This window comes from Nguyenibacter vanlangensis, assembly GCF_038719015.1.
Taxonomy (GTDB): domain Bacteria; phylum Pseudomonadota; class Alphaproteobacteria; order Acetobacterales; family Acetobacteraceae; genus Gluconacetobacter; species Gluconacetobacter vanlangensis.
Genome location: NZ_CP152276.1, coordinates 839,732 through 865,891 on the forward strand (window position 1 = coordinate 839,732; position 26,160 = coordinate 865,891).

Annotated in this window: 26 protein-coding genes; 13 read left to right on the forward strand and 13 right to left on the reverse strand. The window is 69.2% G+C overall.

The annotated features are described in order from the left end of the window. Positions 1-35: 35 nt before the first annotated feature. From AAC691_RS03910 to yajC, 7 genes are all read right to left on the reverse strand, one after another. The gene (locus AAC691_RS03910) at positions 36-1,484 is read right to left on the reverse strand and encodes a sugar porter family MFS transporter (RefSeq protein WP_342629010.1); all 1,449 of its coding nucleotides are present in this window, start codon (positions 1,482-1,484) and stop codon (positions 36-38) included. A gap of 84 nt (positions 1,485-1,568) precedes the next feature. Then, positions 1,569-2,375, reverse strand: a complete 807-nt coding sequence (locus AAC691_RS03915; RefSeq protein WP_342629011.1) for an SDR family oxidoreductase — start codon at positions 2,373-2,375, stop codon at positions 1,569-1,571. Positions 2,376-2,398: 23 nt separating this feature from the next. Further along, positions 2,399-3,547 (reverse strand): galactonate dehydratase, encoded by a 1,149-nt coding sequence (dgoD, locus tag AAC691_RS03920; RefSeq protein ID WP_176641500.1) that lies wholly within the window; start codon positions 3,545-3,547, stop codon positions 2,399-2,401. 71 nt (positions 3,548-3,618) lie between these two features. Beyond that, positions 3,619-4,251, reverse strand: coding sequence for a 2-dehydro-3-deoxy-6-phosphogalactonate aldolase (locus tag AAC691_RS03925; RefSeq protein WP_342629012.1), 633 nt, complete (start codon positions 4,249-4,251; stop codon positions 3,619-3,621). A gap of 10 nt (positions 4,252-4,261) precedes the next feature. Next, positions 4,262-5,263, reverse strand: coding sequence for a 2-dehydro-3-deoxygalactonokinase (locus AAC691_RS03930; RefSeq protein WP_342629013.1), 1,002 nt, complete (start codon positions 5,261-5,263; stop codon positions 4,262-4,264). Next, the gene (locus AAC691_RS03935; protein ID WP_342629014.1) at positions 5,247-6,113 is read right to left on the reverse strand and encodes an IclR family transcriptional regulator; all 867 of its coding nucleotides are present in this window, start codon (positions 6,111-6,113) and stop codon (positions 5,247-5,249) included. The genes AAC691_RS03930 and AAC691_RS03935 overlap by 17 nt, the downstream gene beginning before the upstream one ends. Before the next feature lie 200 nt (positions 6,114-6,313). Beyond that, entirely contained in the window at positions 6,314-6,694 is a 381-nt protein-coding gene (yajC, locus tag AAC691_RS03940; RefSeq protein WP_323991269.1) for a preprotein translocase subunit YajC, read from the reverse strand. Between the two features lie 142 nt (positions 6,695-6,836). Here yajC and AAC691_RS03945 point away from each other — a divergent pair, with 142 nt between their 5' ends. The 3 genes from AAC691_RS03945 (at position 6,837) to mutT (ending at position 9,953) form a co-directional block, all read left to right on the forward strand. Beyond that, the gene (locus tag AAC691_RS03945; RefSeq protein WP_342629015.1) at positions 6,837-7,715 is read left to right on the forward strand and encodes an ATP-binding protein; all 879 of its coding nucleotides are present in this window, start codon (positions 6,837-6,839) and stop codon (positions 7,713-7,715) included. Positions 7,716-7,787: 72 nt separating this feature from the next. Beyond that, positions 7,788-8,867, forward strand: coding sequence for an aromatic ring-hydroxylating dioxygenase subunit alpha (locus AAC691_RS03950; RefSeq protein WP_342629016.1), 1,080 nt, complete (start codon positions 7,788-7,790; stop codon positions 8,865-8,867). 45 nt (positions 8,868-8,912) lie between these two features. Beyond that, on the forward strand, positions 8,913-9,953 hold the full coding sequence (gene mutT / locus AAC691_RS03955) for an 8-oxo-dGTP diphosphatase MutT (RefSeq protein WP_342629017.1): 1,041 nt from the start codon (positions 8,913-8,915) through the stop codon (positions 9,951-9,953). A 23-nt stretch (positions 9,954-9,976) separates the two neighbouring features. Here the strand turns inward: mutT and AAC691_RS03960 are convergent, their stop codons facing one another. After that, the gene (locus AAC691_RS03960; protein ID WP_246285606.1) at positions 9,977-10,885 is read right to left on the reverse strand and encodes an SMP-30/gluconolactonase/LRE family protein; all 909 of its coding nucleotides are present in this window, start codon (positions 10,883-10,885) and stop codon (positions 9,977-9,979) included. 121 nt (positions 10,886-11,006) lie between these two features. Here AAC691_RS03960 and AAC691_RS03965 point away from each other — a divergent pair, with 121 nt between their 5' ends. Beyond that, positions 11,007-11,762: a molybdopterin-binding protein gene (locus AAC691_RS03965; protein WP_342629018.1), complete on the forward strand. Its 756-nt coding sequence runs from the start codon at positions 11,007-11,009 to the stop codon at positions 11,760-11,762. Positions 11,763-11,817: 55 nt separating this feature from the next. On the opposite strand, the gene AAC691_RS03970 is transcribed toward AAC691_RS03965, so the two are convergent. Genes AAC691_RS03970 through AAC691_RS03980 form a run of 3 tightly spaced genes read right to left on the reverse strand, consistent with a single transcriptional unit; the run spans position 11,818 to position 13,997 of the window. Continuing rightward, positions 11,818-12,774 (reverse strand): acetyl-CoA carboxylase carboxyltransferase subunit alpha, encoded by a 957-nt coding sequence (locus tag AAC691_RS03970; RefSeq protein WP_323991275.1) that lies wholly within the window; start codon positions 12,772-12,774, stop codon positions 11,818-11,820. 36 nt (positions 12,775-12,810) lie between these two features. After that, positions 12,811-13,842 carry a tyrosine recombinase gene (locus tag AAC691_RS03975; RefSeq protein WP_342629019.1) on the reverse strand — a complete coding sequence of 344 codons (1,032 nt, stop codon included), beginning with the start codon at positions 13,840-13,842 and terminating at the stop codon, positions 12,811-12,813. 11 nt (positions 13,843-13,853) lie between these two features. Next, positions 13,854-13,997 carry a hypothetical protein gene (locus AAC691_RS03980; protein ID WP_176639911.1) on the reverse strand — a complete coding sequence of 48 codons (144 nt, stop codon included), beginning with the start codon at positions 13,995-13,997 and terminating at the stop codon, positions 13,854-13,856. Positions 13,998-14,095: 98 nt separating this feature from the next. Here AAC691_RS03980 and aroB point away from each other — a divergent pair, with 98 nt between their 5' ends. The 7 genes from aroB (at position 14,096) to AAC691_RS04015 (ending at position 23,605) form a co-directional block, all read left to right on the forward strand. Further along, entirely contained in the window at positions 14,096-15,892 is a 1,797-nt protein-coding gene (gene aroB, locus AAC691_RS03985) for a 3-dehydroquinate synthase (protein WP_342629020.1), read from the forward strand. Positions 15,893-16,211: 319 nt separating this feature from the next. Beyond that, a complete protein-coding gene (locus AAC691_RS03990) occupies positions 16,212-17,336 on the forward strand; it encodes an OmpA family protein (protein ID WP_342629021.1) in 1,125 nt (374 codons plus the stop codon). A gap of 125 nt (positions 17,337-17,461) precedes the next feature. Further along, positions 17,462-17,959, forward strand: a complete 498-nt coding sequence (locus AAC691_RS03995; RefSeq protein ID WP_342629022.1) for a GtrA family protein — start codon at positions 17,462-17,464, stop codon at positions 17,957-17,959. 146 nt (positions 17,960-18,105) lie between these two features. Next, positions 18,106-20,757, forward strand: coding sequence for an alanine--tRNA ligase (alaS, locus tag AAC691_RS04000; protein WP_342629023.1), 2,652 nt, complete (start codon positions 18,106-18,108; stop codon positions 20,755-20,757). Positions 20,758-20,996: 239 nt separating this feature from the next. Then, on the forward strand, positions 20,997-21,698 hold the full coding sequence (locus AAC691_RS04005) for a carbonic anhydrase (RefSeq protein ID WP_323991282.1): 702 nt from the start codon (positions 20,997-20,999) through the stop codon (positions 21,696-21,698). 79 nt (positions 21,699-21,777) lie between these two features. Continuing rightward, the gene (locus tag AAC691_RS04010) at positions 21,778-22,614 is read left to right on the forward strand and encodes an endonuclease/exonuclease/phosphatase family protein (protein ID WP_408906092.1); all 837 of its coding nucleotides are present in this window, start codon (positions 21,778-21,780) and stop codon (positions 22,612-22,614) included. Positions 22,615-22,651: 37 nt separating this feature from the next. Further along, a complete protein-coding gene (locus AAC691_RS04015) occupies positions 22,652-23,605 on the forward strand; it encodes an aldo/keto reductase (protein WP_342629025.1) in 954 nt (317 codons plus the stop codon). Between the two features lie 21 nt (positions 23,606-23,626). Here AAC691_RS04015 and AAC691_RS04020 read toward each other — a convergent pair whose 3' ends face one another. Beyond that, positions 23,627-23,809 (reverse strand): hypothetical protein, encoded by a 183-nt coding sequence (locus tag AAC691_RS04020; protein WP_176641889.1) that lies wholly within the window; start codon positions 23,807-23,809, stop codon positions 23,627-23,629. A 172-nt stretch (positions 23,810-23,981) separates the two neighbouring features. On the opposite strand from AAC691_RS04020, the gene AAC691_RS04025 reads away from it, so the two are divergent. Next, positions 23,982-24,578: a cupin gene (locus tag AAC691_RS04025; RefSeq protein WP_342629026.1), complete on the forward strand. Its 597-nt coding sequence runs from the start codon at positions 23,982-23,984 to the stop codon at positions 24,576-24,578. A gap of 21 nt (positions 24,579-24,599) precedes the next feature. Further along, positions 24,600-25,313: an NADPH-dependent F420 reductase gene (locus AAC691_RS04030; RefSeq protein ID WP_342629027.1), complete on the forward strand. Its 714-nt coding sequence runs from the start codon at positions 24,600-24,602 to the stop codon at positions 25,311-25,313. A 49-nt stretch (positions 25,314-25,362) separates the two neighbouring features. Here AAC691_RS04030 and AAC691_RS04035 read toward each other — a convergent pair whose 3' ends face one another. Next, entirely contained in the window at positions 25,363-25,893 is a 531-nt protein-coding gene (locus AAC691_RS04035) for an HdeD family acid-resistance protein (protein WP_342629028.1), read from the reverse strand. Between the last annotated feature and the right edge of the window lie 267 nt (positions 25,894-26,160).

Consider the following 26,160-nt stretch of genomic DNA (forward strand, 5'->3'; position numbering starts at 1 on the left):
AGCGACGAAAAACCCGGCCGGACGGCCGGGTTTTTTTATGAAGCCGCCCGATGATCGGGCGCCGGGCCGGCCGCGCCGCGCCCGATCATCCGCAGCCGTACGCCGGACATCAGGTTGCGCTCGATCCCCTCCAGGGTCAGGCCTTTCGTCTCGGGCACGAACAGGATGACCAGGATGACGAACAGCGCGTTCAGCGCGGCATACATCCAGAATGTCCCCGCCCGCCCCAGATGGTCCAACAGGCTGAGGAACGACGCCCCGACGATCATGTTGGCGATCCAGTTCGTGACGGTGGAGCAGGCGATGCCGAAATCGCGGCTTCGCAAGGGCTGGATTTCCGAACACAGCACCCAGACCAGCGGCCCCGCCGAGAAGGCGAATCCCGCCACGAAGCTCAGCAGCACCCCGACCGCGGCCACCTGGCGCACCCCGTACTGTGCGCCGCCGCCGAGAATGCCGCCCAGCACCGTCAACGACAGGCTCATGACCACCAGGCCGCAGATCAGGATCGGCCGCCGCCCCCAGCGATCGACCAGCCAGATCGCCAGGAAGGTCGCCAGCACGTTGACCGCGCCGGCGCTCGCGGTACCCCACAGCCCGGCATGTTCGGGAAAGCCCGCCAGGCCGAAAATGCGCGGTGCGTAATACATCACCACGTTCACGCCGCTGAATTGCTGGATGCATTGCAGCATGACGCCCAGAAAGACCGCGCGGCGGACATTGCGGTCGGCCCGGAACAGCGCGAAGCCGTTGCCGCCGCCGCGGCACTGGGCGTCGATCTCGTTCAGTTCGTCGGCCACGCCGCGCACCGGACCGCGCAGTTCCAGCAGCGCGCGCCGCGCCGCGTCGCGCTTGCCGCGCAGCACCAGCCAGCGCGGGCTGTGCGGCAGGAACAGCACGCCGATCAGAAAGACCACCGCCGGAAACGCGACCACGCCCAGCATCCAGCGCCACGCATCGAAATAGGAAAACAGCGCGTTCGAAACGAAGGCCGCCAGGATGCCGATCGTGACCATCAACTGATAGACCGAGATCATGGCACCGCGATGCGCGGGATCCGAGACCTCGGCAATATAAAGCGGCGCGGTAAAGGTCGAGACCCCGACCGCCAGGCCCAGCACGATCCGCGCGACGATCAGCACGCCGACCGAACCGGCCAGCGCGCAGGACATCGAACCGCAGATGAACAGGCTGGCGCCGATGATCAGCGTGCGCTTGCGTCCCCAGACGAAGGACAGCCGGCTGGCGACGGGCACGCCCAGGGCGGCGCCCAGCATCATCGCCGCGACGATCCATTCCTCCTGGACCTGCGTGGTGCTGAATTCCTGGGCGATCAGGCCCAGCGCGCCGGAAATGACGCCGATATCCAGCCCGAACATCAGCCCCGCGACAGCGGCCAATCCGGCAACCAGGCCGGCGCGGCCGGCAACCGATTGCTTCAGATGCCCGGTCCCTGACGACGCGGCAGATCCGTACACATGCATCTTGCCCCCTCTGCACCCGATCTTAACGAGATATAGCGGGTCCGGTTCATCCCGGCCAAGCCGGCTTGGGGCACGGCCGGCACGTCAGACCCATCCCCCGTCGACGATGAAGTCCTGCCCGGTGCACATGCGGCTGTCGTCGGCGGCCAGGAACAGCGCCATGCGCGCGATGTCCCCGGGCCGCACCCGGCCCGGCAGGCACTGGGCGCGGTCTATCTCCTTCTCGCCCTCCGGCGTCACCCACAGGCGCAACTGGCGTTCGGTCATGACCCAGCCGGGCACCAGCGCATTCACCCGGATCCGGAACGGACCCAGTTCCCGCGCCAGGCTGTTCACCAGCCCTTTGACCGCCGCCTTGGCGGTCGCATAGACCGGATAGCCGGCATTTTTCTGCATCCATCCGGTCGAACCCAGGCAGATGATCGAACCGCGCCCCATCTGGCGCATGCCGGGCGCCACCGCCTGGGCCGCGAAGAACTGGGCGCGGATATTCACCGCCGACAGGCTCTCCCACAGCGCCTCGTCGACCTCGTCCAGCGTGTGGCGCTGGTCATATCCGGCGTTGTTCAGCAGGATCTCGACCGGCCCGTTCGCCCGTGCCGCATCCGCGACGGCCCGGCGCAGAGCCGCGACGTCGGCCAGGTCGCAGGACAGGAACAGCACGTCCCGGCCGTTCGCACGCAGCGCCTCGGCCAGACGCGCGCCAGCCGCCCCATCGCGGTCGAGGAACGCGACCCGCGCGCCCTGGCCGGCAAAGGCCCGGACCAGCGCCTCGCCGATGCCGCTGGCCCCGCCGGTGACCAGCACCGAACGGCCGACAAGGCTGGGATAATGCGCGAAGGCGCCGGCATCGGCGCCCGCATCCGCATCCTGGTGCGCGGCCCCGGACATCGCCAAGCCTGACATCGCCAAGCCTACCATTCCGCGAACGACCCGTCGCGATGGCGCCAGATCGGATTGCGCCAGCGATGGCCCTCGGCCGCGCGGGCGCGGACATAATCCTCGTTGATCTCGATCCCCAGGCCCGGACCGGCCGGGATGTCCACATGCCCGTCCCGATAGGCGAAGACCGCCGGGTCGGTCAGGTAATCCAGCAGGTCGTTGCTCTGGTTGTAATGGATGCCCAGGCTCTGCTCCTGGATGAAGGCGTTGTAGCACAGCGCGTCAAGCTGCAGGTTGGCCGCCAGCGCGATGGGGCCCAGCGGACAATGCAGCGCCACCGCGACGTCATAGGCTTCGGCCATCGCCGCGATCTTGCGGGTTTCGGTGATGCCGCCGGAATGGGACGGGTCGGGCTGGATGATGTCCACGCAGCCCTGCTCCAGCACCCGCTTGAAATCCCAGCGGGAAAACAGGCGCTCGCCCAGCGCGATCGGGATCGACGTGTGTTTGGTGATTTCGGGCAGGTCCTCCAGATGCTCGCTCAGGACCGGCTCCTCGATGAACATCAGGTCGAACGGTTCCAGCTCCTTGGCCAGCACCTTGGCCATCGGCTTGTGGACCCGGCCGTGGAAATCGACGCCGATCCCAAGATAGGGCCCGGCCTCCGCGCGGATCGCGGCGACGCGGGCGATCACCGCGTCCACCTTGCCGTGGCTGTCGACATATTGCAGTTCTTCGGTCGCGTTCATCTTGATCGCGGTAAAGCCGCGATCGACGACGGCGCGCACCGCTTCGGCCGTATCCGCCGGCCGGTCGCCGCCGATCCAGGAATAGACGCGGATGCGATCGCGCACGCGGCCGCCCAGCAATTCATGCACCGGCACGCCGAAGGCGCGCCCCTTGATGTCCCACAAGGCCTGGTCGATGCCGGCGACAGCGCTCATATGCACCGCGCCGCCGCGATAGAAGCCGCCGCGATAGAGCACCGTCCAGTGATCCTCGATCCGGAACGGGTCCTTGCCGATCAGGTAATCCGCCAGCTCGGCCACCGCGGCGGCCACCGTGTCGGCGCGCCCCTCGACCACCGGCTCGCCCCAGCCGCTGATCCCCTCGTCGGTCTCGATCTTCAGAAACAGCCAGCGCGGCGGCACCTGGAACGTGGTCAGCTTCGTGATCTTCATGTCCGTTTCCGATCTTCCCGATCTTCGAGTCTTCGCGTCTCGATTTTTCGTTTTTCAGGACGTCTCCGGCCTCAGGCGCCGGGCATGCCGGCCAGCGCGCCGACGAACCGCCGCGCCGCTTGCGCCACCTCGGCGGCCGGCTGCCCCGCCCGGTACAGCGCCGAACCCAGCCCGAACCCGGCGGCACCCGCCGCCCGGTACGGCGCCATCGTCTCGGGCGTGATGCCGCCCACGGGCAGGAAACGCGTCCCGGCGGGGAACACGCTGCGCCATGCCTTCAGCGCCGCCGTGCCCAACTGCTCGGCCGGGAACAGTTTCAGCGCCGTCGCACCGGCCGCGAGTGCTGCGAACCCCTCGGTCGGGGTGGCGACGCCGGGCGTGCAGTCCAGGCCCGCCGCGCGCGCGGCGCGGATGACCGCGACGTCCCCATGGGGCATGACGATCAGGCGCCCGCCCGCGTCGGCGACCTGCGCCACCGCCGCCTCGGACAGCACGGTCCCGGCGCCGATCAGCGCCTTCCGGCCGAAACGGTCCTGCAGCAGGCGGATGCTGCGCAGGGGCTCGGGCGAATTCATCGGCACCTCGATGATGGTGAATCCCGCATCGACCAGGGCCGCGCCGATCTCCAGCACCTCGTCCGGACGGACGCCGCGCAGGATGGCGATCAGCGGGCAGGCGCGCAGCGCGTCGTCGAATGTCGGCACCGTTCTCTCCTCAGCCGGACTGGGTGGGCGGATCGGTCCGGAAGTACCCGGCCGTCATGGCGATGTGGTACAGGCCCGCCGGCGCGGTATTGCCGATGGTCCGCGGCACCGGCGCGCCCAGCATCTCGAAGGCCGTGGCATAGAGCCCGCACAGCCGCTCCTCGCCGATCAGGACCGTGGGCAGCATGTCCGGCCGCTCGGCCAGGCCGGCACGGATCTCGTCGCCCACCAGCAGGCCGGACAGATAATCGCGCGTCTCGGCGGCACCGACCGCCCCGCTCAGGAACAGGCTGCGCGCCGAGAACAGCAGCGGCCCCACCCCCTGGCGCGACTGCGCGGCCGCCCGCACCCCCTGGCGGAAGGCAAGCCGGGCGGCATCCTCGGTCGCGGGGGGCACGCCCTCGCCGGGACGGCCCAGGATGCTGTGGCGCGACAGCACGGCGAAGAGTTCACCGGTCATCGCGGTGTGGAACCCGACGATCCGCCCGGCCCGCACCGTGGCCCATTTGGAATGGGTGCCGGGCAGGATCAGGGTCGCGGCGTCGGCCAGTTCGGGATACAGCGCCAACGCGCCGACGATCTGCGTCTCCTCGCCGCGCATGACGTCGGGAACCGGGTGAATCTGCCGCACTCCAGGCACGATGCCCGGCATCGCGCGCCCGGCCGGCCGCACCAGCGCACGGGCCAGCGCCGCCGCGTCGGCCGGACAATCGACATAGGCGACCTCGTGCCAGCCGCTCGCGCTGCCGACCATGCCGCAGGCGATCAGCTTCAGCCCGGCATCGCCGTTCAGGTCGGCCAGCAGCCTGGCCAGCGCGGCCGGGAATCCGCCATCGGGCAGGTTGAGAATGCCCCAGGGCGCCTGCGCCTCGGCCAACACCGCGCCGGTGGCCGACATGCGCCATGCGCGAAGCGACGAGGTGCCCCAATCGATCCCGATCAGCGCCCCCGCCGCCGGATCGCCCCTCATGTCGGGCGGCATGTCGGGCGGCGCGTCATGACGCTGCGACATCGGACCGCCATCCCAGCCTGGCCGACACGTCTCGCGCAGCGCGGCGCACGACCGGGGCCAGGGCATCCATCCGCTCGCGCGACAGATAGGGCGTGGCGCTGGCGACGCTCAGCGCCGCGACGATCGCCCCCTGCCCATCGCGCACCGGGGCGGCGACGCAGCGGATTCCGACCTCGTTGTCCTCCAGGTCGAACACGCAGCCGCTCGCCCGATAGGCGCGCATGCGCTCCAGCCACGACGCCCAGTCCCGCGGAGACCGTTCGCCGGCGCCGCCGGATGCCTGACCGGACGATGTCTGATCAGACGGGGCCGGATCGGAAAGGCCGGACTCATACAGCGCCCGCCATTCCTCTTCGGACAGGTCCAGCATCAGGGCGCGCCCCACCCCGGTCAGGGCCAGTTTCATGCGCTGCCCGACCCGCGAGCGCATTTCCAGCCCGCGCTGCCCGGGAATCTTGTCCAGGTACAGGACTTCAGCACCCGCGCGGACGCCCAGATGCACCGTATCCTGCGTTTCGGCCCCCAGCCGCTCGGCAACGGGACGCGCCAGCGTCGCCAGCGCGGATTCGGCGCCGGCCCGCTGGCCCAGGGCCGCCAGCCGCAGCCCGAGCGTATAGGTCCCCCCCGCCTCCTGCTGCAGCCAGCCCAGCCGCGCCAGCGCGCTCACGATCCGCTGGGTGGTACTGCGGGTGCAGCCCGTCGCGGCGGCGATGGCGGCCAGGGTCCGGCGCCCGGCGGCCACGGCGTCGATCACCGCGATCCCGCGTTCCAGCGCCTGCGTGCCGGTTGCCGCGACACTCCTGGTATCGACGACGCCGGCATCGGCAATTCTGGCATTCCCATCGGCCATCGCATCCTCCCTGCCCCATCGGATTAGGCCCGACACGGCGACAATTCAATATATGAGACATTTAACCACATTATGGGAAACCTCGGCGCAAACCAAACGAAACGGCGGTTTCCCGGGGCCGAAACGCAAAGACCCCCGGCAGCCGGGTCAGGTGACCGGCCGCCGGGGGTCTTCAACTTCTCGGGAAATGGCGCGTGCGGTCAGCCCGCCTTGGCGCCGGTATCATTGGCCGGCTTGGACGCGCTGCTGACCACCGAGCTGATGGTCTCGCGCAGGACGGTCACCCGCACGTTCGGGGCGATCTCGACCTCGATCTCGTTCGAATCCTCGCGCACCTTCTGCACCACGGCGATGATTCCCCCGGCCGTCAGCACCCGGTCGCCACGGCGCAGCGCGGCGAGCTGGCTGCGCAACTGCTTCTGCTTCTGCTGCTGGGGACGGATCAGGATAAAATAAAATATAACGAACATCGCGACATAGGGCAGGATGCTCATCAATCCGCCCGCGCTGAGGAATCCGCCCTCGCCGCCGGCCGTCTGGGCATGGGCCGGCGTGATCAGAAAGTCGGAGAGAAGGGTCATGTCGTGTGATTCCGGCCGTCATTATTGGGTTGCGGGCTGCGGCACTGGACCATAGTTTTCGCCCGTCTCCCGTCAAGGCGTCGGTTCGCCGCCCGTGCGAAGCGGGGCCGCCGATCGTCCGATCATATGGAAGTCAGCCTCGATGGACCCTGCCCTGCTTTCGCTTCTGGACCGGATCGCCTCGGCGCTGGAACGGCTCTCTCCCGCGCCGGCGACCCTGGCGGGCCTGGATAGCGCCGACGCCTTCGTCTGGCACCCCGAGCGGGGCTGCCTGGCCCCGGTCGCGCAGGTGGCGCACGTCGCCATCGACCTGCTGCAGGGGGTCGAGGCGCAACGCAGGCTGATCCTGGACAATACGCTGCATTTCGCGCGCGGCCTGCCGGCGAACAACGCCATACTGTGGGGCGCGCGCGGCATGGGCAAGTCGTCGCTGGTCAAGGCGGCCCATGCGCAGGCCAACCTGGTCGACGGCCAGCCCCCCCGGGCCGGACAGGCGCGGCTGGCGCTGATCGAGATCCAGCGCGAGGACCTGTCGACCCTGCCCGACCTGCTGGCCCTGCTGCGCGGCGCGGCGCGGCGCTTCATCGTCTTCTGCGACGACCTGTCCTTCGAAAGCGAGGACGCGGACTACAAGGCGCTGAAATCAGTGCTGGATGGCGGCATTTCCGGCCGGCCCGAGAATGTCCTGTTCTATGCCACCTCGAACCGCCGCCACCTGATGCCGCGCGACATGATCGAGAACGAGCGTTCGACCGCCATCAACCCGTCCGAGGCGGTCGAGGAAAAGGTCTCGCTCTCCGACCGGTTCGGGCTGTGGATCGGCTTTCATCATTGCGCACAGGACGTATTTGCCGACATGGTCCGCGCCTATGCGCGGGCCCGCGCGCTGCCGATCGCGGATGACGACCTGCAGCGCCGCGCCAATGCCTGGTCGGTCGGTCGCGGCGGGCGCTCCGGCCGCGTGGCCTACCAGTTCATCGAGGACCTGACGGCCGAACTGGCGCCGCCGGCGGCGACTTGACGCAATCGCATACCTGCCCTTGACTTTGGGGATGGGCCACCCCAGGCGCCTGCCTCGAACGCAAGAGAGACGATGAACCAGATTTTTTCGACGGACGGCATTTCCCAGCCCGATCGCACCCACGTGGGCGATCTGCGGCGGGTACGCGCCAATCCCGGTTTCTGGTACCCCGTCGCCTGGTCGCGCGAGCTGAAGCCCGGCAAGACCATCGGCGTCCGCTATGCCGGCCAGCCCATCGCGCTGGTCCGCCCGCACGAAGGCGCGGTCTTCGCGCTGGAGGATCGCTGCGCTCACCGCCAGGTGCCGCTCAGCAAGGGGCAGGTCAAGGGCCAGTCGGTCCAGTGCTGCTATCATGGCTGGGCCTATGGCCGCTCGGGACGGTGCATCGATGTCCCCTACCTGGGCAAGGGCAAGCTGCCGAACGGGGTGCGGACCTATCCGTGCCGCGAGCAGGACGGGCTGATCTTCGTCTTTCCCGGCGATCCGGCACGGGCCGGGGACATGCCCCTGCCGCCCCTGGCGCAGGCCGCGAACCCGCACTACAAGACCCGCCGCTTCGGCCGGCACGTCAAATGCCATTACAGTTTCATGCATGAAAACCTGATGGATATGAACCATCAATTCATGCACATGAAACAGATGGGCCAGATGAAGCCCCGCTTCCTGGGGCAGGATCGCGGCCCGGGCATGGTCGAGGCGCGCTACAGCTTCGCCCGCACCGGCGGCAGGCAGCCGCTCGGCGAAGCCCTGGTGTTCGGCCAGAAGCGCGACAACAGCGCCCGCTTCGCCCATCGCGACGTCATGACGATCCGCACCGAGTACCCGTACCAGACGCTCAGGATCCAGACCGGGGACGAGCCGCCGGTGATGGATCTGTGGATCGTCTATGTGCCGCAGGACGACGCCCAGATGACCAACCGGGTCTTCGGCCTGCTGTCGATCAAGCGGCCCAAAATCCCCGGCCTGCTGGACGCCGCATGGCCGTTCCTGGTGGCCTTCACCGAGCGGATCTTCCGCGAGGACCGCGAGATCGTCGAACTGGAACAGGCGGCATGGGACGCGCAGGGCGGCGACCACAACCAGGAAGTCTTTCCGGTCATCTGCGCCCTGCGCGCGCTTCTGGCCGAATGCGGCATCCCGGCGGATGCTTGACGCCATGGACCGGGCCGTCCGCCGGACCGCGCACAGGCCGCCGGCATGACGATCGATCTCGGCGAATCCCGTCTCGGTGCGGCGCTGCAGGCCGGCCCGTATCGCCTGCGGCCGCTGCATGCGTCCGACGCCGGCACCATGCACCGCCTGGTAAATGACTGGAGCGTGATCCGCATGCTCAGCCGGGTGCCGTTCCCCTATCCGCGCGAACTGACGGATGAATGGATCGCCGCGACCCATGACCTGTCGCGGCGGGGAACGGCCTATCATTTCGCCATCACCCACCCCGAATCGGACAGCCCCGATTCGCTGATCGGCTGCATCGGGGTGCGCCTCGACAAGGCGACGCGGTCGGCCAGCGTGGGCTACTGGATCGGCCGCCCCTACTGGAATCGCAAGGTCGCATCCACCACCGTCGGCCGCATCGCCCGCTGGGCGCTGGCCGGCCTGCCGATCGAACGGATCGCGGCCGCGGTCGCGCACGACAACCCGGCCTCGATCGCCGTGCTGCGGCGGGTCGGATTTCGCGAAACCGGATCGGGGCGGCAGGATTTCGTCTCGCGCGGCGGGGACCATCCCGTCCTGCTGTTCGAGGCGACACGCACCGATCTGGAACTGGACATGCCGGACATGGATGACGCCGCCGAAACCGGGATCGATCCCGCCTCCACCCAGGGCCGGGCGCAAAAGCGGATGGTGCTGGTCGCCGCCGTGGCATTGGTCGACACCGACGGCCGCGTGCTGCTGGCCCGCCGGCCCGAAGGCAAGGCGATGGCCGGCCTGTGGGAATTTCCCGGCGGCAAGGTCGAAGCCGGCGAAACCCCCGAATCCGCGCTGGTCCGCGAACTGGACGAGGAGCTGGGCCTGGACGTCACCCGCTCGTGCCTCGCGCCCTATACGTTCGTGTCGCATGATTACGGGCATTTCCATCTGCTGATGCCCGTCTATCTGTGCCGGCGCTGGAAGAACACGCCCCGCCCCCGTGAAGGACAGACCCTGGCCTGGGTCCGGGGGCAGGACCTGTCCCTCTACCCGATGCCCGAGGCCGATCTGCCGCTGATCCCGCTGCTGCGCGATCTTCTGTAAAGGCTATCTGCAAAGGCCAAAGGCTACAGCACGATCGAGCGCGCCAGCGTGAACGCCGCCTGCCTCTGGCCGGGAATGCTGGTGCCGAACGCGAACAGCCCGCCGGTCAGCGGTTCCTGGTCCAGTTGCGCGGGCGACAGACCCTTGCGCGCGGTGGTGACGAAGACGGTGCGGTAATCCGGACCGCCGAACGCGACCTTGGTGACGTTGCGCGCCGGCAGCGGAATCGGGTCCACCCGCGTTCCGTCGGGCGCCAGCCGCTCGATGCGCCCCCCCTGCCAGACCCCGACCCACAGGAAGCCCGCGCTGTCGACCGCGATCCCGTCGGGATACCCATCCGCCAGCGTCGCGAAGACCCGGCGATTCGACAGCCCGCCCGCATCGTCGACGTCGAAGGCGAAGATCGTCTGCGCCGGGGAGTGATTATGGTACAGCGTGCGCCCGTCCGGCGACAAAGCGGGGCCGTTGCTGACGATATAGCCCTCGTCCTGCCGATGGATGCGCAAACGGCCGGCCTCCTGGGTCACGGCGTACAGCGACCCGGTAGGGCTGGTCTCGGCATCGTGCATGGTGCCGAACCACAGGCGGCCCAGGCGATCGACATGTCCGTCATTGATCCGGTTGTCCGGCAGTTCGGCCTCGACCAGCAGATCGAGGTTGAAGCGGCCGGTAGCCGGATCGAAGCGGTGCAGCCCGTCCTTCAGCCCGCAGAGAAACGTACCGTCGGACAGCGGCACCAGGAAGCCCGGCCTGTTCGGCGCCTCCCATGACGTGGTCTCGCCACTTTCCGGACGGTAGCGATGGATCGCCCGGCCGACGATATCGACGAAATAGAGCGCCTGCTCGCCCTCGGCCCAGACGGGCCCCTCGCCCAGCGTGGCACGCAGATCCCAGACGCATCGCGGCGCACCGCAGACTGGTCCCTTCATCATCGCACTCATCCCCTCTGGCCCCGATCACCTCTGGCCCCCATCGCCTCTGGCCTTGCCCGGTCACGGCGATCATAATGCAAACCCGTCCACTGTTCTGCCACCGGAAATGGGGGCCACGCACATGAACCCGACCGCCTGCATCCTGGTCATCGGCAACGAGATATTGTCGGGCCGTACCCAGGACGTGAACGTGCAATATATCGCGCGGCGCCTGGCGGAACTGGGCATCACCCTGGCCGAGGTACGGATCATCCCCGACCGGCGGCCGGTGATCGTGGACACGATCGTCGCCGCCCGCGCGGCGTTCGATCATGTCTTCACCACCGGCGGCATCGGCCCGACCCATGACGACATCACCGCGCCCTGCGTGGCCGAGGCGTTCGGCTTGCCCTGGGTCATCCATCCCGAGACGTTCCGCCTGCTGGAGGCCCATTTCCCCCAGGGCGAATTCAACGCGGCGCGCCAGCGCATGGCAACCCTGCCCCAGGGCGCCGTGCCCATTCCCAACCCGGTGTCCTCCGCCCCCGGCTTCAGCATCGGCAACGTCCATGTCCTGGCCGGCGTGCCGCGCATCATGCGCGCGATGTTCGAGGAACTGGCCCCGTCCCTGCGTCACGGCACCCCGGTCGCATCGCAGAGCTGGCATGCGCTGGGACTGTACGAAGGCGCCCTGGCCGCGGGCCTGACGGACATCCAGGAGCGTTTTCCCGGCCTCGATATCGGGTCCTACCCGTTCCGTCGTCCGGACGGGCGGGGCGGGGTGACGCTGGTCAGCAAGGGCCTCGATCCCGCCCAGGTGCGGGCGGCGGCGGACGCGGTGCAGGCCCTGATCGCGCAACTGGGCTGCACCCCGATCGAGGGCGAGCCCCCACCCTGACGCCATGGCCGAAGCGGGGGCCTGAAACAGGGCCCCAAAGGCGGCCCCGGGGCGATCAGCTCAGGCCGTCGCGTCCCATCGCCATGAATTTCTCGCGCCGCTGCGCGATGCGTGCCTGCGGGTCCAGCGCCGCCAGGGGCGGCAGTTCGGCGGCGATCGCATCGCCCACCGCGCGGATCGTCGCCTCGGGATCGCGCTGGGCGCCGCCCAGCGGCTCGGGGATGATGCGGTCGATCAGGCCCAGTTGCAGCAGGTCCTGCGCCGTCAGCTTCAACGCGTCGGCGGCGCTGGTGGCCTGCTTCGGATCGCGCCAGAGGATCGAGGCGCAGGCCTCGGGCGAGATCACGGAATAGATCGCGTGCTCCAGCATCATCACCCGGTCGCCCGCGCCCAGCGCCACGGCGCCGCCCGAACCGCCCTCGCCGATCACGGTGGCGATCACCGGCACCGGCGCGGCCAGGCAGAGATCGATCGACCGCGCGATCGCTTCGGCCTGGCCCCGGGCCTCGGCATCGATTCCTGGCCAGGCGCCCGCCGTATCGATAAAGGTCAGGATCGGCATGTCGAACCGCCCCGCCAGGTCCATCAGGCGCTGCGCCTTGCGATAGCCCTCGGGCCGCGCCATGCCGAAATTATGCTCCAGCCTGGTATCCAGGTCCGCGCCGCGCTCGGTGCCGATCACCACGACCGGACGGCCCTGGAAACGCCCGAGCCCGCCGACCACCGCCTTGTCCTCGGCGAACAGCCGGTCGCCGGCCAGCGGGGTGAAGTCCTCGATCAGCGTGCCGATGTAATCGACCGCGTGCGGACGCTGCGCATGCCGGGCCACCTGCACCTTCTGCCACGGGGTCAGCTTGGCATAGGCCGCGCGCAACTGCTTATCCGCCTTGTCCGTCAGGCGGGCGATCTCTTCGGCGAGGTTGATACCGTCGGGACCGGACATCTTGCGAAGCTCGTCGATCTTGTCCTCAAGCTCGGCGACGGGTTTTTCGAAATCTAGAAACTGGCGCATGCCGTGCGGATAGCACAGCCACGAATCCTGCCAAGCTTATTCCGGCGGAAAACCGCGTCCGATCCCCTTTTCCCCCCTTCCCGCCGCCCGGGCCAGGGGATGGGATTCGACCGCCTGGCGCAGGCGCTCGGCCAGCACGTGGGTATAGATCTGCGTGGTCGCGATGTCCGCATGGCCCAGCAGGACCTGCAACGCCCGCAGATCCGCCCCGCGCGCCAGCATATGGGTCGCGAAGGAATGGCGCAGCACGTGCGGCGACACGCGCGCCGGGTCCAGGCCGGCACGCAGCGCGGTCTCGCGCAGAATCCCGTCGAATCCCTGGCGGGTCAGGGGCGTCCCGGGCGTACGGCCCGGAAACAGATAGGGACTGCGCAGCTCCCGGTCATGCGCGATCAGCGCGTCCGCGGCCCGGCGCGCGCCGGCCGACAGCGGCACCAGGCGCTCGCGCCCGCCCTTGCCGCTGACCAGCAGCATGCGGGCATCGCCCGCCAGGCCGCGGACGCGCAGCGCCAGCAATTCCGAAATACGCAGGCCGGACGCATAGAGGATTTCCAGCGCCGCCCGCGCCACCAGCCGCCGCCGTGCCGCCCGCCGCGCGTCCCTGGACACTTTCTCAGGGGACACTCCCCCGGACGGCTCCGGGATTGCATCATCTCCGGCGCAGGCCGCCAGCAGCGCGTCGATCTCGGCTTCGCCGAGAAAGCGCGGCAGCGGGGCCGACAGGCGCGGCGCGTCCAGCAGCAGGGCGGGATTGTCCGGCCGGATGCCTTCACGCGCCAGGAACAGATAGAATTGCTTCAAGCAGGACAGCCGCCTGGCCTGGGTGCGGGCCGACAGGCCGGCCGCCACCAGGGTCGCCATATATTCCCGCAGCAGCCCGGAATCGGCATCCGCCGGCGTCCGGCCCGCCCGCGCCGCGTGCTCCGACAGGTCCCGCAGGTCGCGGGCATAGGCCTGCAGCGTATTGACCGCCGCCCCGCGTTCGGCGGCCAGCATTTCCAGGAACGCCTCGACCCGCGCGTCCTGCGGCCCGTCCGCGGCCGGATCCTCCGCCGCTGCGCGCGGCATGGCCGCCTCCGTCACGGCCGGGCGAAATGATCCGCCGACAGGTCCTTGTGCACCGGCTGCGTGGGCGCGGCCGGCGGAAAGGCCCCCAGCGACAGGAATCCGCCCCCGGCGGCCAGGAGCACAAGAACCGCAAAAGCCAACAGAATGCGCTGCATAGCCGAACCTCGACGCCGGAACGTGGCCATCCGGACGGTCGGCCCGCGCGACTCGTCCGGATGGCTTGGTGCCTTTGCTCTATGTTAGGTTGCGAATCATGTCACGCCCGATTGATTCCGCCGCATCCGATCCCGCCACCGACCCGCCCGCCGCCGACGAGCGGGAAACCCCGTTCCTGTCTCTCGACCTGCTCTCCGGGGCACAGGCGGCGTCCGCGGCGCCGGACCCCGGCGCGCGCAGCATCGTGCTGGTCGGCCTGATGGGCGCCGGCAAGACGACGATCGGCCGGCGCCTGGCCGCCCGGCTGGGCATGCCGTTCGTCGATGCCGATGTCGAGATCGAGCGCGCGGCGGGCTGTTCCATCGCCGACCTGTTCCGCCGGTATGGCGAGGCCGAGTTCCGCAAGGGCGAGCATCGCGTCATCCGGCGGATCCTCGATGGCGGGCCGCTGATCCTGGCGACCGGGGGCGGCGCGTTCATGGATCCGGCGACGCGCGCCGTCATCCGGGATCGCGGGGTTTCGGTCTGGCTGCGCTGCCCGCTGCCGGTCCTGGTGCGGCGCGTCCAGGGCCGCACCCATCGCCCGTTGCTGAACGGGGGCAACCCGCGCGATATCCTGGCGGCCCTGATCGACATCCGGCATCCAATCTATGCCGAGGCCGACATCACCGTGGATTGTGGAGAAGAAAGCGTGGAGCAGAGCGCCGCCGCCGTCATTACCGCCCTGACGCCGGGCAAGCCGCCGCACATCGTGCCCGTGCGGCTGGATCGCTGGCAGTACGACGTGACGATCGGCACGGACCTGCTGCGCCATGCCGGCAGGCTGCTGGCCCCGGTCCTGCCGCAGAGGCGGGTGGTGATCGTGACCGACGAAACCGTCGCCGCCCTGCACCTGCCGCGCCTGCTGGAAGGTCTTACGGGGGGTCTTACGGGAGATTTGGCCGGCGACCCGGCCGAGAGCCCCATCCGCACCGACGTAATCGTGATCGGCGCCGGCGAAGCGTCCAAAACCCTGGCCGAATATGAACGCGTGACCAACCGGCTGCTGGAGCTGGGGGTCGAACGCGGCACCACGGTGATCGCGCTGGGCGGCGGCGTGGTCGGCGACCTGGCCGGCTTCGCCGCCGCGACCACGCTGCGCGGCCTGCCCTTCGTGCAGATCCCGACCACCCTGCTGTCGCAGGTCGATTCCTCGGTCGGCGGCAAGACCGGCATCAACACGCCGTTCGGCAAGAACCTGCTGGGGGCGTTCCATCAGCCGATCGCCGTGCTGGCCGATACCGCGACCCTGTCCAGCCTGCCGGTCCGCGAACTGCGCGCCGGCTATGCCGAAATCGTCAAGGCCGGGCTTATCGGCGACGCCGCCCTGTTCGAATGGTGCGAGGCCAACGGCCAGGCCGTCCTGGCCGGCGACGCCGGCGCCCAGGCCGAGGCGATCCGCCTGGCCTGCCTGTTCAAGGCCCGCGTCGTCGGCGACGACGAGCGCGAGGAAAAGAAATCCAACGGGCGCGCCCTGCTCAATCTGGGCCACACGTTCGGCCATGCGCTGGAGGCCGAACTGGGCTATGACGGCCGCCTGCTGCATGGCGAGGCCGTGTCGATCGGCCTGGGGCTGGCCTTCATGACGTCGGTGCGCATGGGATTCTGCCACCAGACGGACCTGGACCGCCTGATGGCGCATCTGCAACGGCTGGGCATGCCCACGCGCATCGCCGACCTGAATGCCTCATTCTCGGCGGACCGGCTGATCGCCCACATGCAGCACGACAAGAAAATGCGCGACGGACGCCTGTCCTTTGTCCTGGCGCGCGGAATCGGGCAGGCCTTTACCTGCCGCGACGTGTCGCGCGACACTATTCACGACATTCTGCTTATGGAAGGCTGCGGGGACTGATACGTCCCGCCCTGTGGCGCCGGAGCAACGTCCGCCGCCACACTTTCCCGATCCAAACAGGATCTTTGCAAATTCCAGACCCCGCTTCCAAACCCTGGGCGCCGCCCGGCGCAGCCGGGCACCTTTCGGAACCCGTAATCTGTCCGAAATAAACTGTTGCCGTTTCAACACGCTGCGCGACAGTAATGCCTGCTCTGCCGATCAGATGGGTTCCTAAGCCGGAACCGAAGCATCTATAGGGGGTTGAGCATCACGCTGAGGCTGACCGCCCATGGTGCGGCGGTTACTCGAACGGATGATTATATTGAGGACGAAAATAATGCGTCTCCGCACGGCATTACTGGCCACCACGCTGATGGCGGCTGCACCGGTTGCTGCGAATGCGACCATCATCACCGGTCCCTATGTCGACCTGGGCGGCGGCTACAACCTGGTTCAGAACCAGCATGGTCATTTCGCCAACGACCCGATTCCCGGCCAGATCAGCTCATCCCAGTACCGCCACAAGGACGGCTTCACCGGCTTCGGTGCGTTCGGCTGGGGCTTCGGTAACGGCCTGCGCGTCGAACTCGAGGGCGTCTACAACTATTCCGAGATCAGCCACCGCGCCTACACCGCCGTGCCGGGCTCGACCTCGGGCAACGACCAGTCCTATGGCGGCCTGGTGAACGTCCTGTATGATATCGACCTGAAGCAGTTCGGCATCGATGTGCCCATCACCCCGTTCGTCGGCGTCGGCGTGGGCTATCTGTGGCAGCATTACAGCCCGACGACCACCGCCTACATGAACGGCGACGTCAGCCGCCTGGGCGGCACGAACGGCGGCTTCGCCTACCAGGGCATCGTGGGCGCGGCCTATGACATCCCGGGCGTTCCGGGCCTGCAGGTGACGGCGCAGTATCGCATGCTCGGCCAGACCTTCAGCTCGGGTTCGTACACGCTGACGACCTGGGACCAGATGGGCAAGCACTCGGGCAACGCGAACTTCGACGACCGCTTCAACCACCAGTTCATCCTGGGCCTGCGCTATGCGTTCGAGACGGCTCCGCCGCCGCCGCCGCCGGCTCCGGTCGTCGTGCCGCCCGCTCCGACCCCGGCGCGCACCTACCTGGTGTTCTTCGACTGGGATCGCTCGGACCTGACCGCCCGCGCGCGTGAGATCGTGGCCGAGGCCGCCCAGGCTTCGACCCACGTCCAGACGACCCGCATCGAGGTCAACGGCTACACCGACAACTCGGCCGCCCATCCGGGCCCGCGTGGTCAGAAATACAACATGGGCCTGTCCGTCCGTCGCGCGCAGAGCGTGAAGGCTGAACTGATCCGTGACGGCGTGCCGGCCAACGCGATCGACATCCATGGCTATGGCGAGTCGCATCCGCTGGTTCCGACGGGCCCGAACACCCGCGAGCCGCAGAACCGTCGCGTCGAGATCATCCTGCACTGATCTTGCCGCCTGCGGCGCCAGAAAAAGGGGGATGCCTTCGGGCATCCCCTTTTTTTGTCCACAAATCCCCGGATGATACAGCCCGTCCCACCCCGCCGCCCCTTCATCCCGCAATGACCGAGGCCATGCCCGCCACCATCGAGCCCCCCTCCGAAACCGGCGCCCCGCCGCCCGGCCCGACCGGGATCGCCGCCTGGCGCGCCAGGCTGGTTCCGTTCGTGAAGTTCGGAATGGTCGGGACGCTGGGCCTGGGCTGGGATACCGCCAGCGTCTACGGGCTGCGCCCGCTGATCGGCCTGACCGGGGCGACGATCGCGGCCTATTTCATCGCCGCGACGTTCAACTGGCTGCTGAACCGCCACTGGACATTCCGCCACGTCGCGCACGCCGATCCCGTCCTGGTGCAGTGGGCGCGGTTCCTGCTGGCCAATGCGCTGGGCTTCGTCCTGAATCGCGGCATGGTCTTCACCTTGTTCATGACCATGCCCATATGCCGGACCATTCCGGCCCTCGCCCTGGCGGCCGGGTCGCTGGCCGGGCTGTTCGCCAACTTCAATCTCAGCCGGCGCGTGGTGTTCCGGCACCGGCCGGACGCCCCGGCCGGACAGGGCCAGCCGGGCTGAACGTCAGGGGAGGCGCATCCCCGCCCGGCCGGGCGATTCGCATCGCCGATGCGGCTGCGCTCTTCCTGCCGGGCACGGCGTGCGCTAGGTGAAGGAACGTCAGAACATTCCGGCCTTCGTCATTTCAGGATCGTCAGTCTTCCGCCATGCCCACAACCAACGATATCCGCGCGGCCTTTCTCGATTACTTTGCGGCGAACGGCCACCAGATCGTGCCGTCCTCCTCGCTGGTGCCGCGCAACGACCCGACCCTGCTGTTCACCAATGCCGGAATGGTGCAGTTCAAGAACGTCTTCACCGGCCAGGAGACGCGTCCCTATTCCCGCGCCACCACGGCGCAGAAGGTCGTGCGCGCCGGCGGCAAGCATAACGACCTGGACAATGTCGGCTATACCGCGCGCCATCACACATTCTTCGAAATGATGGGCAATTTCTCGTTCGGCGACTATTTCAAGGCCGAGGCGATCGAATTCGCCTGGACGCTGATCACCCGCGATTTCGGTCTGAAGCCCGAGCGGCTGCTGGCCACCGTCTATGCCGAGGACGAGGAAGCCGCCGGCCTGTGGCGCAAGATCACCGGCCTGTCCGACGACCGGATCATCCGCATCGCCACGGCCGACAATTTCTGGCGGATGGGCGATACCGGCCCGTGCGGCCCGTGCTCTGAAATCTTCTACGACCACGGGCCCGACGTTCCGGGCGGCCCGCCGGGCTCGCCGGACGAGGATGGCGACCGGTTCGTCGAGATCTGGAACCTGGTCTTCATGCAGTTCTTCGAGGACCCGCCGGGCGTGCGCGCGCCGCTGCCGCGTCCGTCGATCGACACCGGCATGGGGCTGGAGCGGTTCGCCGCCATCCTGCAGGGCAAGCGCGACAATTACGACACGGACACGATGCGCGCGCTGATCCTGGCCTCGGCCGACGCGACGGGCCAGGATCCGGACGGGCCGTTCCGCGCCAGCCACCGCGTGGTGGCCGACCATCTGCGCTCGACCTCGTTCCTGATCGCGGACGGGGTGCTGCCGTCCAAGGACGGCCGCGGCTATGTCCTGCGCCGCATCATGCGCCGCGCCATGCGGCACCTGCACATGATGGGCACCAAGGAAACGGTGTTCCACAAGCTGGTGCCGACCCTGGTCCGCCAGATGGGCGCCGCCTATCCCGAACTGGTCCAAGCGGAAGGGCTGATCCGCGAGACGATGCGCGGCGAGGAAGAGCGGTTCAAGGCCATGCTGGAACGCGGCCTGGCCCTGCTGGAGGACGAAACCGGGCGGCTGGGCGACGGCCAGCCCCTGCCGGGCGACGTCGCCTTCAAGCTGTACGACACGTTCGGCTTTCCGTTGGACCTGACGCAGGACGCGCTGCGCGGCACCAGCCACGCCGTGGACGTCGAAGGCTTCGACCGCGCGATGCAGATGCAGCGCGCACGCGCGCGCGCCGCCTGGGCGGGGTCGGGCGACACCGCGACCGAAACCGTGTGGTTCGAAGCGCGCGACACGTTCGGCGCGACCGAATTCCTGGGCTACACCACCGAGCAGACCGAGGCCGAGATCCAGGCGATCGTCCATGACGGCAGGCCGGTGACCGAAGCCGGCGCCGGCGCGCAGGTCGAACTCCTGCTGAACCAGACCCCCTTCTACGGTGAAAGCGGCGGCCAGGTCGGCGATACCGGCCTGATCACCGCGCCGGGGCTCCGAATCGCCGTCACCGACACGCAGAAGCGCCTGGGCGACCTGCTGGTGCATTCCGGCACGATCATCGAAGGCACGGCGCAGGTCGGCCAGGCCGTGGTGGCCGGCGTCGATCACGAACGCCGCGGCGCCATCCGCGCCCATCACTCGGCCACGCACCTGCTGCACGAGGCCCTGCGGCGGCAGCTCGGCCCCCATGTCACGCAGAAGGGCAGCCTGAACGCCCCCGACCGCCTGCGCTTCGACATCAGCCAGCCCCGGCCGCTGACGCCCGAGGAGATCGCGGCGGTCGAGGCCGAGGTGAACGCGCGCATCCGCGAGAACAGCCCGGTGACCACGCGCCCGATGTCGCAGGACGAGGCGATCAACCTGGGCGCCATGGCGCTGTTCGGCGAAAAATACGGCGACGAGGTGCGGGTCGTCTTCATGGGCGCGCCCGAACCCGGCCGCGCCGCCTGGTCGATCGAACTGTGCGGCGGCACGCATGTGAACCGCACGGGCGATATCGGGCTGTTCCGCATCACCTCGGAAAGCGGGGTCTCGGCCGGCGTGCGCCGCATCGAGGCCGTGACCGGCAGGACGGCCGAACAGGCCGCGGTCGCCGCCGACCAGCGCCTGCAGCAGATCGCCGCGATGCTGCGTGTATCGGCCGCCGAGGCTCCCGAGCGCCTGGCCGCCATCCTCGAGGAACGCCGCGTGATGGAGCGGCAGATTTCCGACCTGCAGCGCAAGCTGGCCGGCGGCGGCGAGGGCGGGGTCGCGGCCGAGCAGGTCAATGGCGTGGGGCTCATCGCCCGCAATGTCGGCGACCTGCCGGCGCGCGAACTCAAGCCGCTGGCGGACTCGCTGCGCCAGCAGATCGGCTCGGGCGTCGTCGTGCTGGTCTCGACCGCCGAGGACAAGGCCAGCGTGGTCGCCGCCGTGACCAGCGACCTGACCGACCGGCTGGACGCGGTGCAGATGGTGCGCGCGGCCAGCGCCGCGATGGGCGGCAAGGGCGGCGGCGGCCGGCGGGACATGGCCCAGGCCGGCGGCCCCGATGCCGCCAGGGCGGACGCGGCGCTGGAGGCGGTGCGCGGCCTGCTGGCGGCCCCCACGGCCGCCTGACCGCCCCTCCCACCGTTCGCCGCGCCATCATGTCCGACCGCTGACATAGTGTTGCCGGCGGCGGATTCCGCCGGACGCGCCCTTTGTGCCGGGCCGGCCCATGCTATGCTGGCACGTGGAAACATCGGGGCCGCGGGCCGTTACCTCCTGGCGCCGTGGTCCCGCGCGCCAGGCCGCCCAGGTGTCGCCTGGCCCCAGGTGTGTCGCCCAGGTGTGTCACACGGACATAGGGATTTTCGATGACCGATACGGATGCAAGGACCACCCTGATCTCGCTGCTGCATGGCGTCGAGAAATTCAACCGGGAGGTCTTCCCCCAGAATCGCGAACTGTTCGCCGAACTGGCCGGCCAGCAATCGCCCAGCACGCTGTTCATCGCCTGCGCCGACAGCCGGGTGAACCCCAGCATGATCACCCAGACGCAGCCCGGCGACCTGTTCGTGCTGCGCAATATCGGCAACATCGTCCCGGCCTATGGCGAGATGCTGGGCGGCGTGTCCTCGGCGATCGAATATGCGGTGCTGGCGCTGGGCGTGTCGCACATCATCGTGTGCGGCCATTCCGATTGCGGCGCGATGAAGGCGCTGCTGGACCCCGACCCGACCAAGCTGGCCAAGATGCCGACCGTCGCGTCGTGGCTGCGCAATGCCGAGGCCGCGCGCGCGGTGGCCGGCGCGCTGCAGGCCACCGATGCCGGTCCCCAGTCGGTGCGCAGCCTGGCCGAGCAGAACGTGCTGCTGCAGATCGCGCACCTGCGCACCCATCCCGCCGTCGCCGCCGCGCTGGCGCGGAACGAACTGATCCTGCAGGGCTGGTTCTACGACATCGCCAGCGGCGAGGTCGTGGTGCTGGACGAGGCCACGCGCAGTTCGATCCATGTCGACGAGGCCATCGCCCGCCTGCTCGGGGCTGGCCAAGCCGCCGCCCCTGCGACCGCCTGACGCCGCCCGCCGGCACGCGCCGGCCGGGGTCGCCGCCTTCGCCTGCGTGGTCCTGGCCGCGGCCCTGACGGCAGCGTCCTTGGCCGCGTCCTTGGCAGCGCCCCCGGCGGCGGCCGGCACGATCAAGATCTCGACCTGGAACCTGGAATGGCTGACGGCGCGCCCGGCGGGCGACGCCGCCCTGCCGCCCGATCTCGTGCCGCGCGGCACGGCCGATCTGCGCCTGCTGGCATCCTATGCCGCCCGGCTGGACGCCGACGTGATCGGATTGCAGGAGGTCGACGGCCCGGCCATGGCGGCCCGGCTGTTTCCCGCCGACCGCTACCGGATCGTCATGACCGGCGACGCCGTCGTGCAGCGCACCGGCCTGGCCGTCCGGCTGGGGCTGGCGGTCACGCGCCACCCCGACCTGGCGGCGCTGGACGTCGCCCCGCCCGGCGCGCCGCACAGGCTGCGGTCGGGGCTGGACGTCACGATCGGCGACGGCACGGCGGAACTGCGCATCCTGGTGGTGCATCTCAAGGCCGGCTGCCGCGACGCGCCCCCCGCCGACCCGCGCCCCGCATGCCGCACCCTGCGCCGGCAGATGGCGGTGCTGGACGACTGGATCGCCCAGCGGCAGGACGAGGGCGTGCCCTTCGTGCTGATGGGCGATTTCAACCGCGACCTGACGCCGCGCGATCCCTATTTCCGCGCCTGGCAGGGGGACGGCCCGCTGACCCTGGCCACCGCCTTGCATGCCAGCCCCTGCTGGGGCGGGGCCTATTTCATCGACCATGTGCTGCTGGGCAATCGCGGCCGCGACTGGCTGGTCGCCGACAGCCTGCGGGTGCTGACCTACGACCAGCAGGACCCGGCCTGGGCGGCCCGGCTGTCCGATCATTGCCCGGTATCCGTCCGCCTGCGGATGCCGTAGCATTCACGGGCTAATTGGCTGCGAAAGGGCAGGTGCGATGGAACAACGCTCTCTCGGCCGCTCGGGCCTGCGCGTCTCCGCCGTCGGGCTGGGCTGCAACAATCTGGGCGGACGGATTGGGCTGGAGGAATCCCGCGCCGTCGTCCACCAGGCGCTGGACAGCGGGATCACGCTGTTCGACGTCGCCGACATCTATGGCCGGCGCGAGGCCCATTACGGCGCGTCCGAGGAAACGCTGGGGGCGCTTCTGGGCGCGCGGCGCGACGACATCGTGCTAGCGACCAAGTTCGGCATGCCGATGGACGCCGAGGGCCGCAGCCAGGGGGCCTCGCGCCGCTATATCCGCACCGCCGTCGAGGCCAGCCTGCGGCGCCTGCGCACCGACCGCATCGATCTGTACCAGATCCACACCCCCGACCCCGCCACCCCGATCGAGGAAACGCTGCGGGCGCTGGACGACCTGATCCGCGACGGCAAGGTGCTGTATGCGGGCTGCTCCAACTTCCCGGCATGGCAGGTGGCCGATGCGCATCACGTGGCGCGCGCCGCCGGGCTGAACGGCCTGGTCTCGTGCCAGGACGAATTGTCGCTGCTGGCCCGCGGCGCGGAACGCGACCTGATCCCGGCCATGCGCCGCTACGGCCTGGGGCTGCTGCCCTATTTCCCGCTGGCCAGCGGCGTGCTGACGGGAAAATACCGCCGCGACACGCCCATGCCGGCGGGCAGCCGCCTGGCGGCATGGACACATCTGCGCGACCGCTACCTGACCGACGCCAACTGGGCCCTGCTGGACCGGCTGGAGGCCGTGGCGCGCGATTTCGGCCGCACGCTGACCGAACTGGCCTTCGGCTGGCTGCTGGCACAGGACGTGGTGGCCTCGGTCATCGCCGGCGCGACCCGGCCCGAGCAGGTCGCCGCCAATGTCGCGGCGGCGGCACGGAAGCTGACCGGCGCAGAGCGGGACGCCATCGCCGCCGCCCTGTCCGCCTGACGCCGCCCGGCGCAAGCCCGGTCAGCCCAGCCGGCCACCCGAAACCCAAACGCCCGAAACATGGGCCGCGTGCCAGCCCAGCGTCAGCAGGGCCAGCACGAACAGGATGGCGCCCATCAACTGAATGACGTCGCGCAGCGGCGCCCAGGAGCGATCATGCGGGGGACGATCATGCGGGGGGCGATCATCCTGGATATCCGCCATCGATGTCCCCCCATCCCGTTTTCATGAGCCTGTTTCAGATCCGGGACGATCTTAACCGTCTTTTCAGCACGGGCCCCCATAAATCGCTTTTCACTGTTCGCCGTCCCGCCCGGCCGGACATAATGCCGGGCGCCTTGCCGTTCGCCGCCACCCGAGACCGGAGACGACGGAGATGACCCTGTCCCGACGCGCCTTCCAATCGTTTCTCGCCGCGATGGGCCTTTCCCTGACCGGCCGCGCCGCGCATGCCGCGGACCCTTCGGCGCGCGACATCGATTCCTTCATGCTGCCGCGCAATGACTGGGTGCCCAACAACGACCATCTGCCGGTCCTCTATTACCGCAATGCCGTGGCATTGCGCGGGAACGACCCGGCATCGGGGTTCGAGGAGTTGTTCACCGCCACGGGCTGGCCCCCGCAATGGCGCTGGAGCGTCTATACGTTCCATCATTTCCACTCCACGGCGCACGAGGTGCTGGGGGTGGCGTCCGGCAGCGCGCGGCTGATGCTGGGCGGCCCGGGCGGCCGGATCGTGGATGTCCGCGCGGGCGACGTCGTGCTGCTGCCGGCCGGCACCGGACACCGCAATCTGGGCTCCGACGACGATTTCCTGGTGGTCGGCGCCTATCCGCCCGACCAGCATTGGGACATTCGCCGCAGCGCGCTCGACAGCGCGGAACTGGCACGGATGAACCACGTGCCCTTCCCCGCCAGCGACCCGGTCGGCGGCGCGAACGGCCCGCTTCCCGCCCTTTGGCATCAATCGTGATCGAGGCATGACCCGCAGACCATGACCCGCAGATTTTTCCCCATGCATCGCCGCAGCCTGCTGGCGGCCCTGCCCGCCCTGCTCCTTCCCTCCGTCCCGCGCGCCGCCGCGCCGCTGCGCATCGGCGCGATCGGCGCCGGCCATGTCGGCAGCACCCTGGGCGGGCTGTGGCTGAAGGCCGGGCATCCGGTGATGTTCTCGGCCCGCGACCTGTCTTCGGCCCAGGCGGTGGCGTCCGATCTCGGCCCGCTCGCCCGCGCCGGCACGCCGGAACAGGCCGCCGGCTTCGGCGACGTCGTGCTGCTGGCGGTGCCGTACGGCGCGCTGCCGGCGCTGGGCCCGGCGCTGCGCGGCATTCTGCAGGGCAAGGTGGTGATCGACGCCTGCAACCCCTATCCCTGGCGCGACGGCGACATCGCCCGCACCGCACAGCAGCAGGGCGCCGGCGCGGTGACGCAATCCCTCTTTCCGGGCGCCCATGTGGTGCGGGCCTTCAATTCCGAGGATATGAGCACGATCGACGCCGAGGCCCACCGGCTGCCGCCGCGCCTGGGCATCCCCTATGCCGGGGACGACGCACAGGCGAAGCAGGTCGTGCGGGGCCTGATCGTCGATGCCGGCTTCGACCCGGTGGATGCCGGGCCGCTTTCGGCCGCCCGGGCCTTCCAGCCCGGCGGCCCGGGCTTCGAGGCCGACCTGAACGCCACGCAATTGCGCGGCCGGCTGGGCCTGTAATCCGTAACGGACGGCTAATCCGTAACGGGCGACGCCCGGCCGGGCGCGTTCAGGCCAGGGTCCGCAGCGCGAGGCCGAACTGGATCCACCCGATCCCCGCCGCGATCAGTTCCACGGCGATGAAGGTCCCGATCAGCCACAGCCCGGACCAGGGCAGCGTCAGATACAGGCACACCCCCACCAGCAGGCTGATCAGCCCGCCGCCCAGGACGATCCACCAGCCGTTCAGGTCGCGATGGCGGACGGCGATCACCATGCGCATGGTGCCCGAGATGATCAGGCAGGCCGCGATGAAGACGGTCAGGATGATCGAGCCGCTGACCGGTTCCTCCATCAGCAGGAATCCGCCCACTATATAAAGCACGCCCCCAAGCATCGAGAGCACGAACCCGCCCCAGTCGCGCACCGCGAAGGCATGGAACAATTGCACCGCGCCCGCCACCACCAGCAGGATGCCGATGACGATCGTGCTGGCCAGGGTGACGGAAATGGCGTCGATCCAGGCAAAGATGCCCAGCGCGATCGAAACGGCGCCCAGCAGGACGAACAGTCCCCAGCGTTGCGTGAACGGGGTGGCCATGTTTCCTCCTCGATCTTCATCGATGATATGTTTGACGATACGGGCGTGACTATACGGGCGGGCATTGACGATTGACAGGGGACGATTGACAGGGGCCGATTGACAGGGCGGCTTCGTTGCGCCTATAGGCCACCCCCATTGCCGGGAACGTGGACGGACCGGCCGGTGCCAGAACGGGTGTTGCTCCCCGGCGCCGGTAATGCGGAACGCGCCCGCCCTGTTCATGCGGAACAGGGCCTACCGGTGCAATAGAAGGCGGCATGGCGC

Bases quoted from the DNA above. Each gene is read 5' to 3' on its own strand.
- AAC691_RS03910 (WP_342629010.1), bottom strand. From the start codon at position 1,484: ATGCATGTGTACGGATCTGCCGCGTCGTCAGGGACCGGGCATCTGAAG.
- AAC691_RS03915 (WP_342629011.1), bottom strand. From the start codon at position 2,375: ATGTCCGGGGCCGCGCACCAGGATGCGGATGCGGGCGCCGATGCCGGC.
- dgoD (WP_176641500.1), bottom strand. From the start codon at position 3,547: ATGAAGATCACGAAGCTGACCACGTTCCAGGTGCCGCCGCGCTGGCTG.
- AAC691_RS03930 (WP_342629013.1), bottom strand. From the start codon at position 5,263: ATGTCGCAGCGTCATGACGCGCCGCCCGACATGCCGCCCGACATGAGG.
- AAC691_RS03935 (WP_342629014.1), bottom strand. From the start codon at position 6,113: ATGGCCGATGGGAATGCCAGAATTGCCGATGCCGGCGTCGTCGATACC.
- yajC (WP_323991269.1), bottom strand. From the start codon at position 6,694: ATGACCCTTCTCTCCGACTTTCTGATCACGCCGGCCCATGCCCAGACG.
- AAC691_RS03945 (WP_342629015.1), top strand. From the start codon at position 6,837: ATGGACCCTGCCCTGCTTTCGCTTCTGGACCGGATCGCCTCGGCGCTG.
- AAC691_RS03950 (WP_342629016.1), top strand. From the start codon at position 7,788: ATGAACCAGATTTTTTCGACGGACGGCATTTCCCAGCCCGATCGCACC.
- mutT (WP_342629017.1), top strand. From the start codon at position 8,913: ATGACGATCGATCTCGGCGAATCCCGTCTCGGTGCGGCGCTGCAGGCC.
- AAC691_RS03960 (WP_246285606.1), bottom strand. From the start codon at position 10,885: ATGATGAAGGGACCAGTCTGCGGTGCGCCGCGATGCGTCTGGGATCTG.
- AAC691_RS03965 (WP_342629018.1), top strand. From the start codon at position 11,007: ATGAACCCGACCGCCTGCATCCTGGTCATCGGCAACGAGATATTGTCG.
- AAC691_RS03970 (WP_323991275.1), bottom strand. From the start codon at position 12,774: ATGCGCCAGTTTCTAGATTTCGAAAAACCCGTCGCCGAGCTTGAGGAC.
- AAC691_RS03975 (WP_342629019.1), bottom strand. From the start codon at position 13,842: ATGCCGCGCGCAGCGGCGGAGGATCCGGCCGCGGACGGGCCGCAGGAC.
- AAC691_RS03980 (WP_176639911.1), bottom strand. From the start codon at position 13,997: ATGCAGCGCATTCTGTTGGCTTTTGCGGTTCTTGTGCTCCTGGCCGCC.
- aroB (WP_342629020.1), top strand. From the start codon at position 14,096: ATGTCACGCCCGATTGATTCCGCCGCATCCGATCCCGCCACCGACCCG.
- AAC691_RS03990 (WP_342629021.1), top strand. From the start codon at position 16,212: ATGCGTCTCCGCACGGCATTACTGGCCACCACGCTGATGGCGGCTGCA.
- AAC691_RS03995 (WP_342629022.1), top strand. From the start codon at position 17,462: ATGCCCGCCACCATCGAGCCCCCCTCCGAAACCGGCGCCCCGCCGCCC.
- alaS (WP_342629023.1), top strand. From the start codon at position 18,106: ATGCCCACAACCAACGATATCCGCGCGGCCTTTCTCGATTACTTTGCG.
- AAC691_RS04005 (WP_323991282.1), top strand. From the start codon at position 20,997: ATGACCGATACGGATGCAAGGACCACCCTGATCTCGCTGCTGCATGGC.
- AAC691_RS04015 (WP_342629025.1), top strand. From the start codon at position 22,652: ATGGAACAACGCTCTCTCGGCCGCTCGGGCCTGCGCGTCTCCGCCGTC.
- AAC691_RS04020 (WP_176641889.1), bottom strand. From the start codon at position 23,809: ATGGCGGATATCCAGGATGATCGCCCCCCGCATGATCGTCCCCCGCAT.
- AAC691_RS04025 (WP_342629026.1), top strand. From the start codon at position 23,982: ATGACCCTGTCCCGACGCGCCTTCCAATCGTTTCTCGCCGCGATGGGC.
- AAC691_RS04030 (WP_342629027.1), top strand. From the start codon at position 24,600: ATGACCCGCAGATTTTTCCCCATGCATCGCCGCAGCCTGCTGGCGGCC.
- AAC691_RS04035 (WP_342629028.1), bottom strand. From the start codon at position 25,893: ATGGCCACCCCGTTCACGCAACGCTGGGGACTGTTCGTCCTGCTGGGC.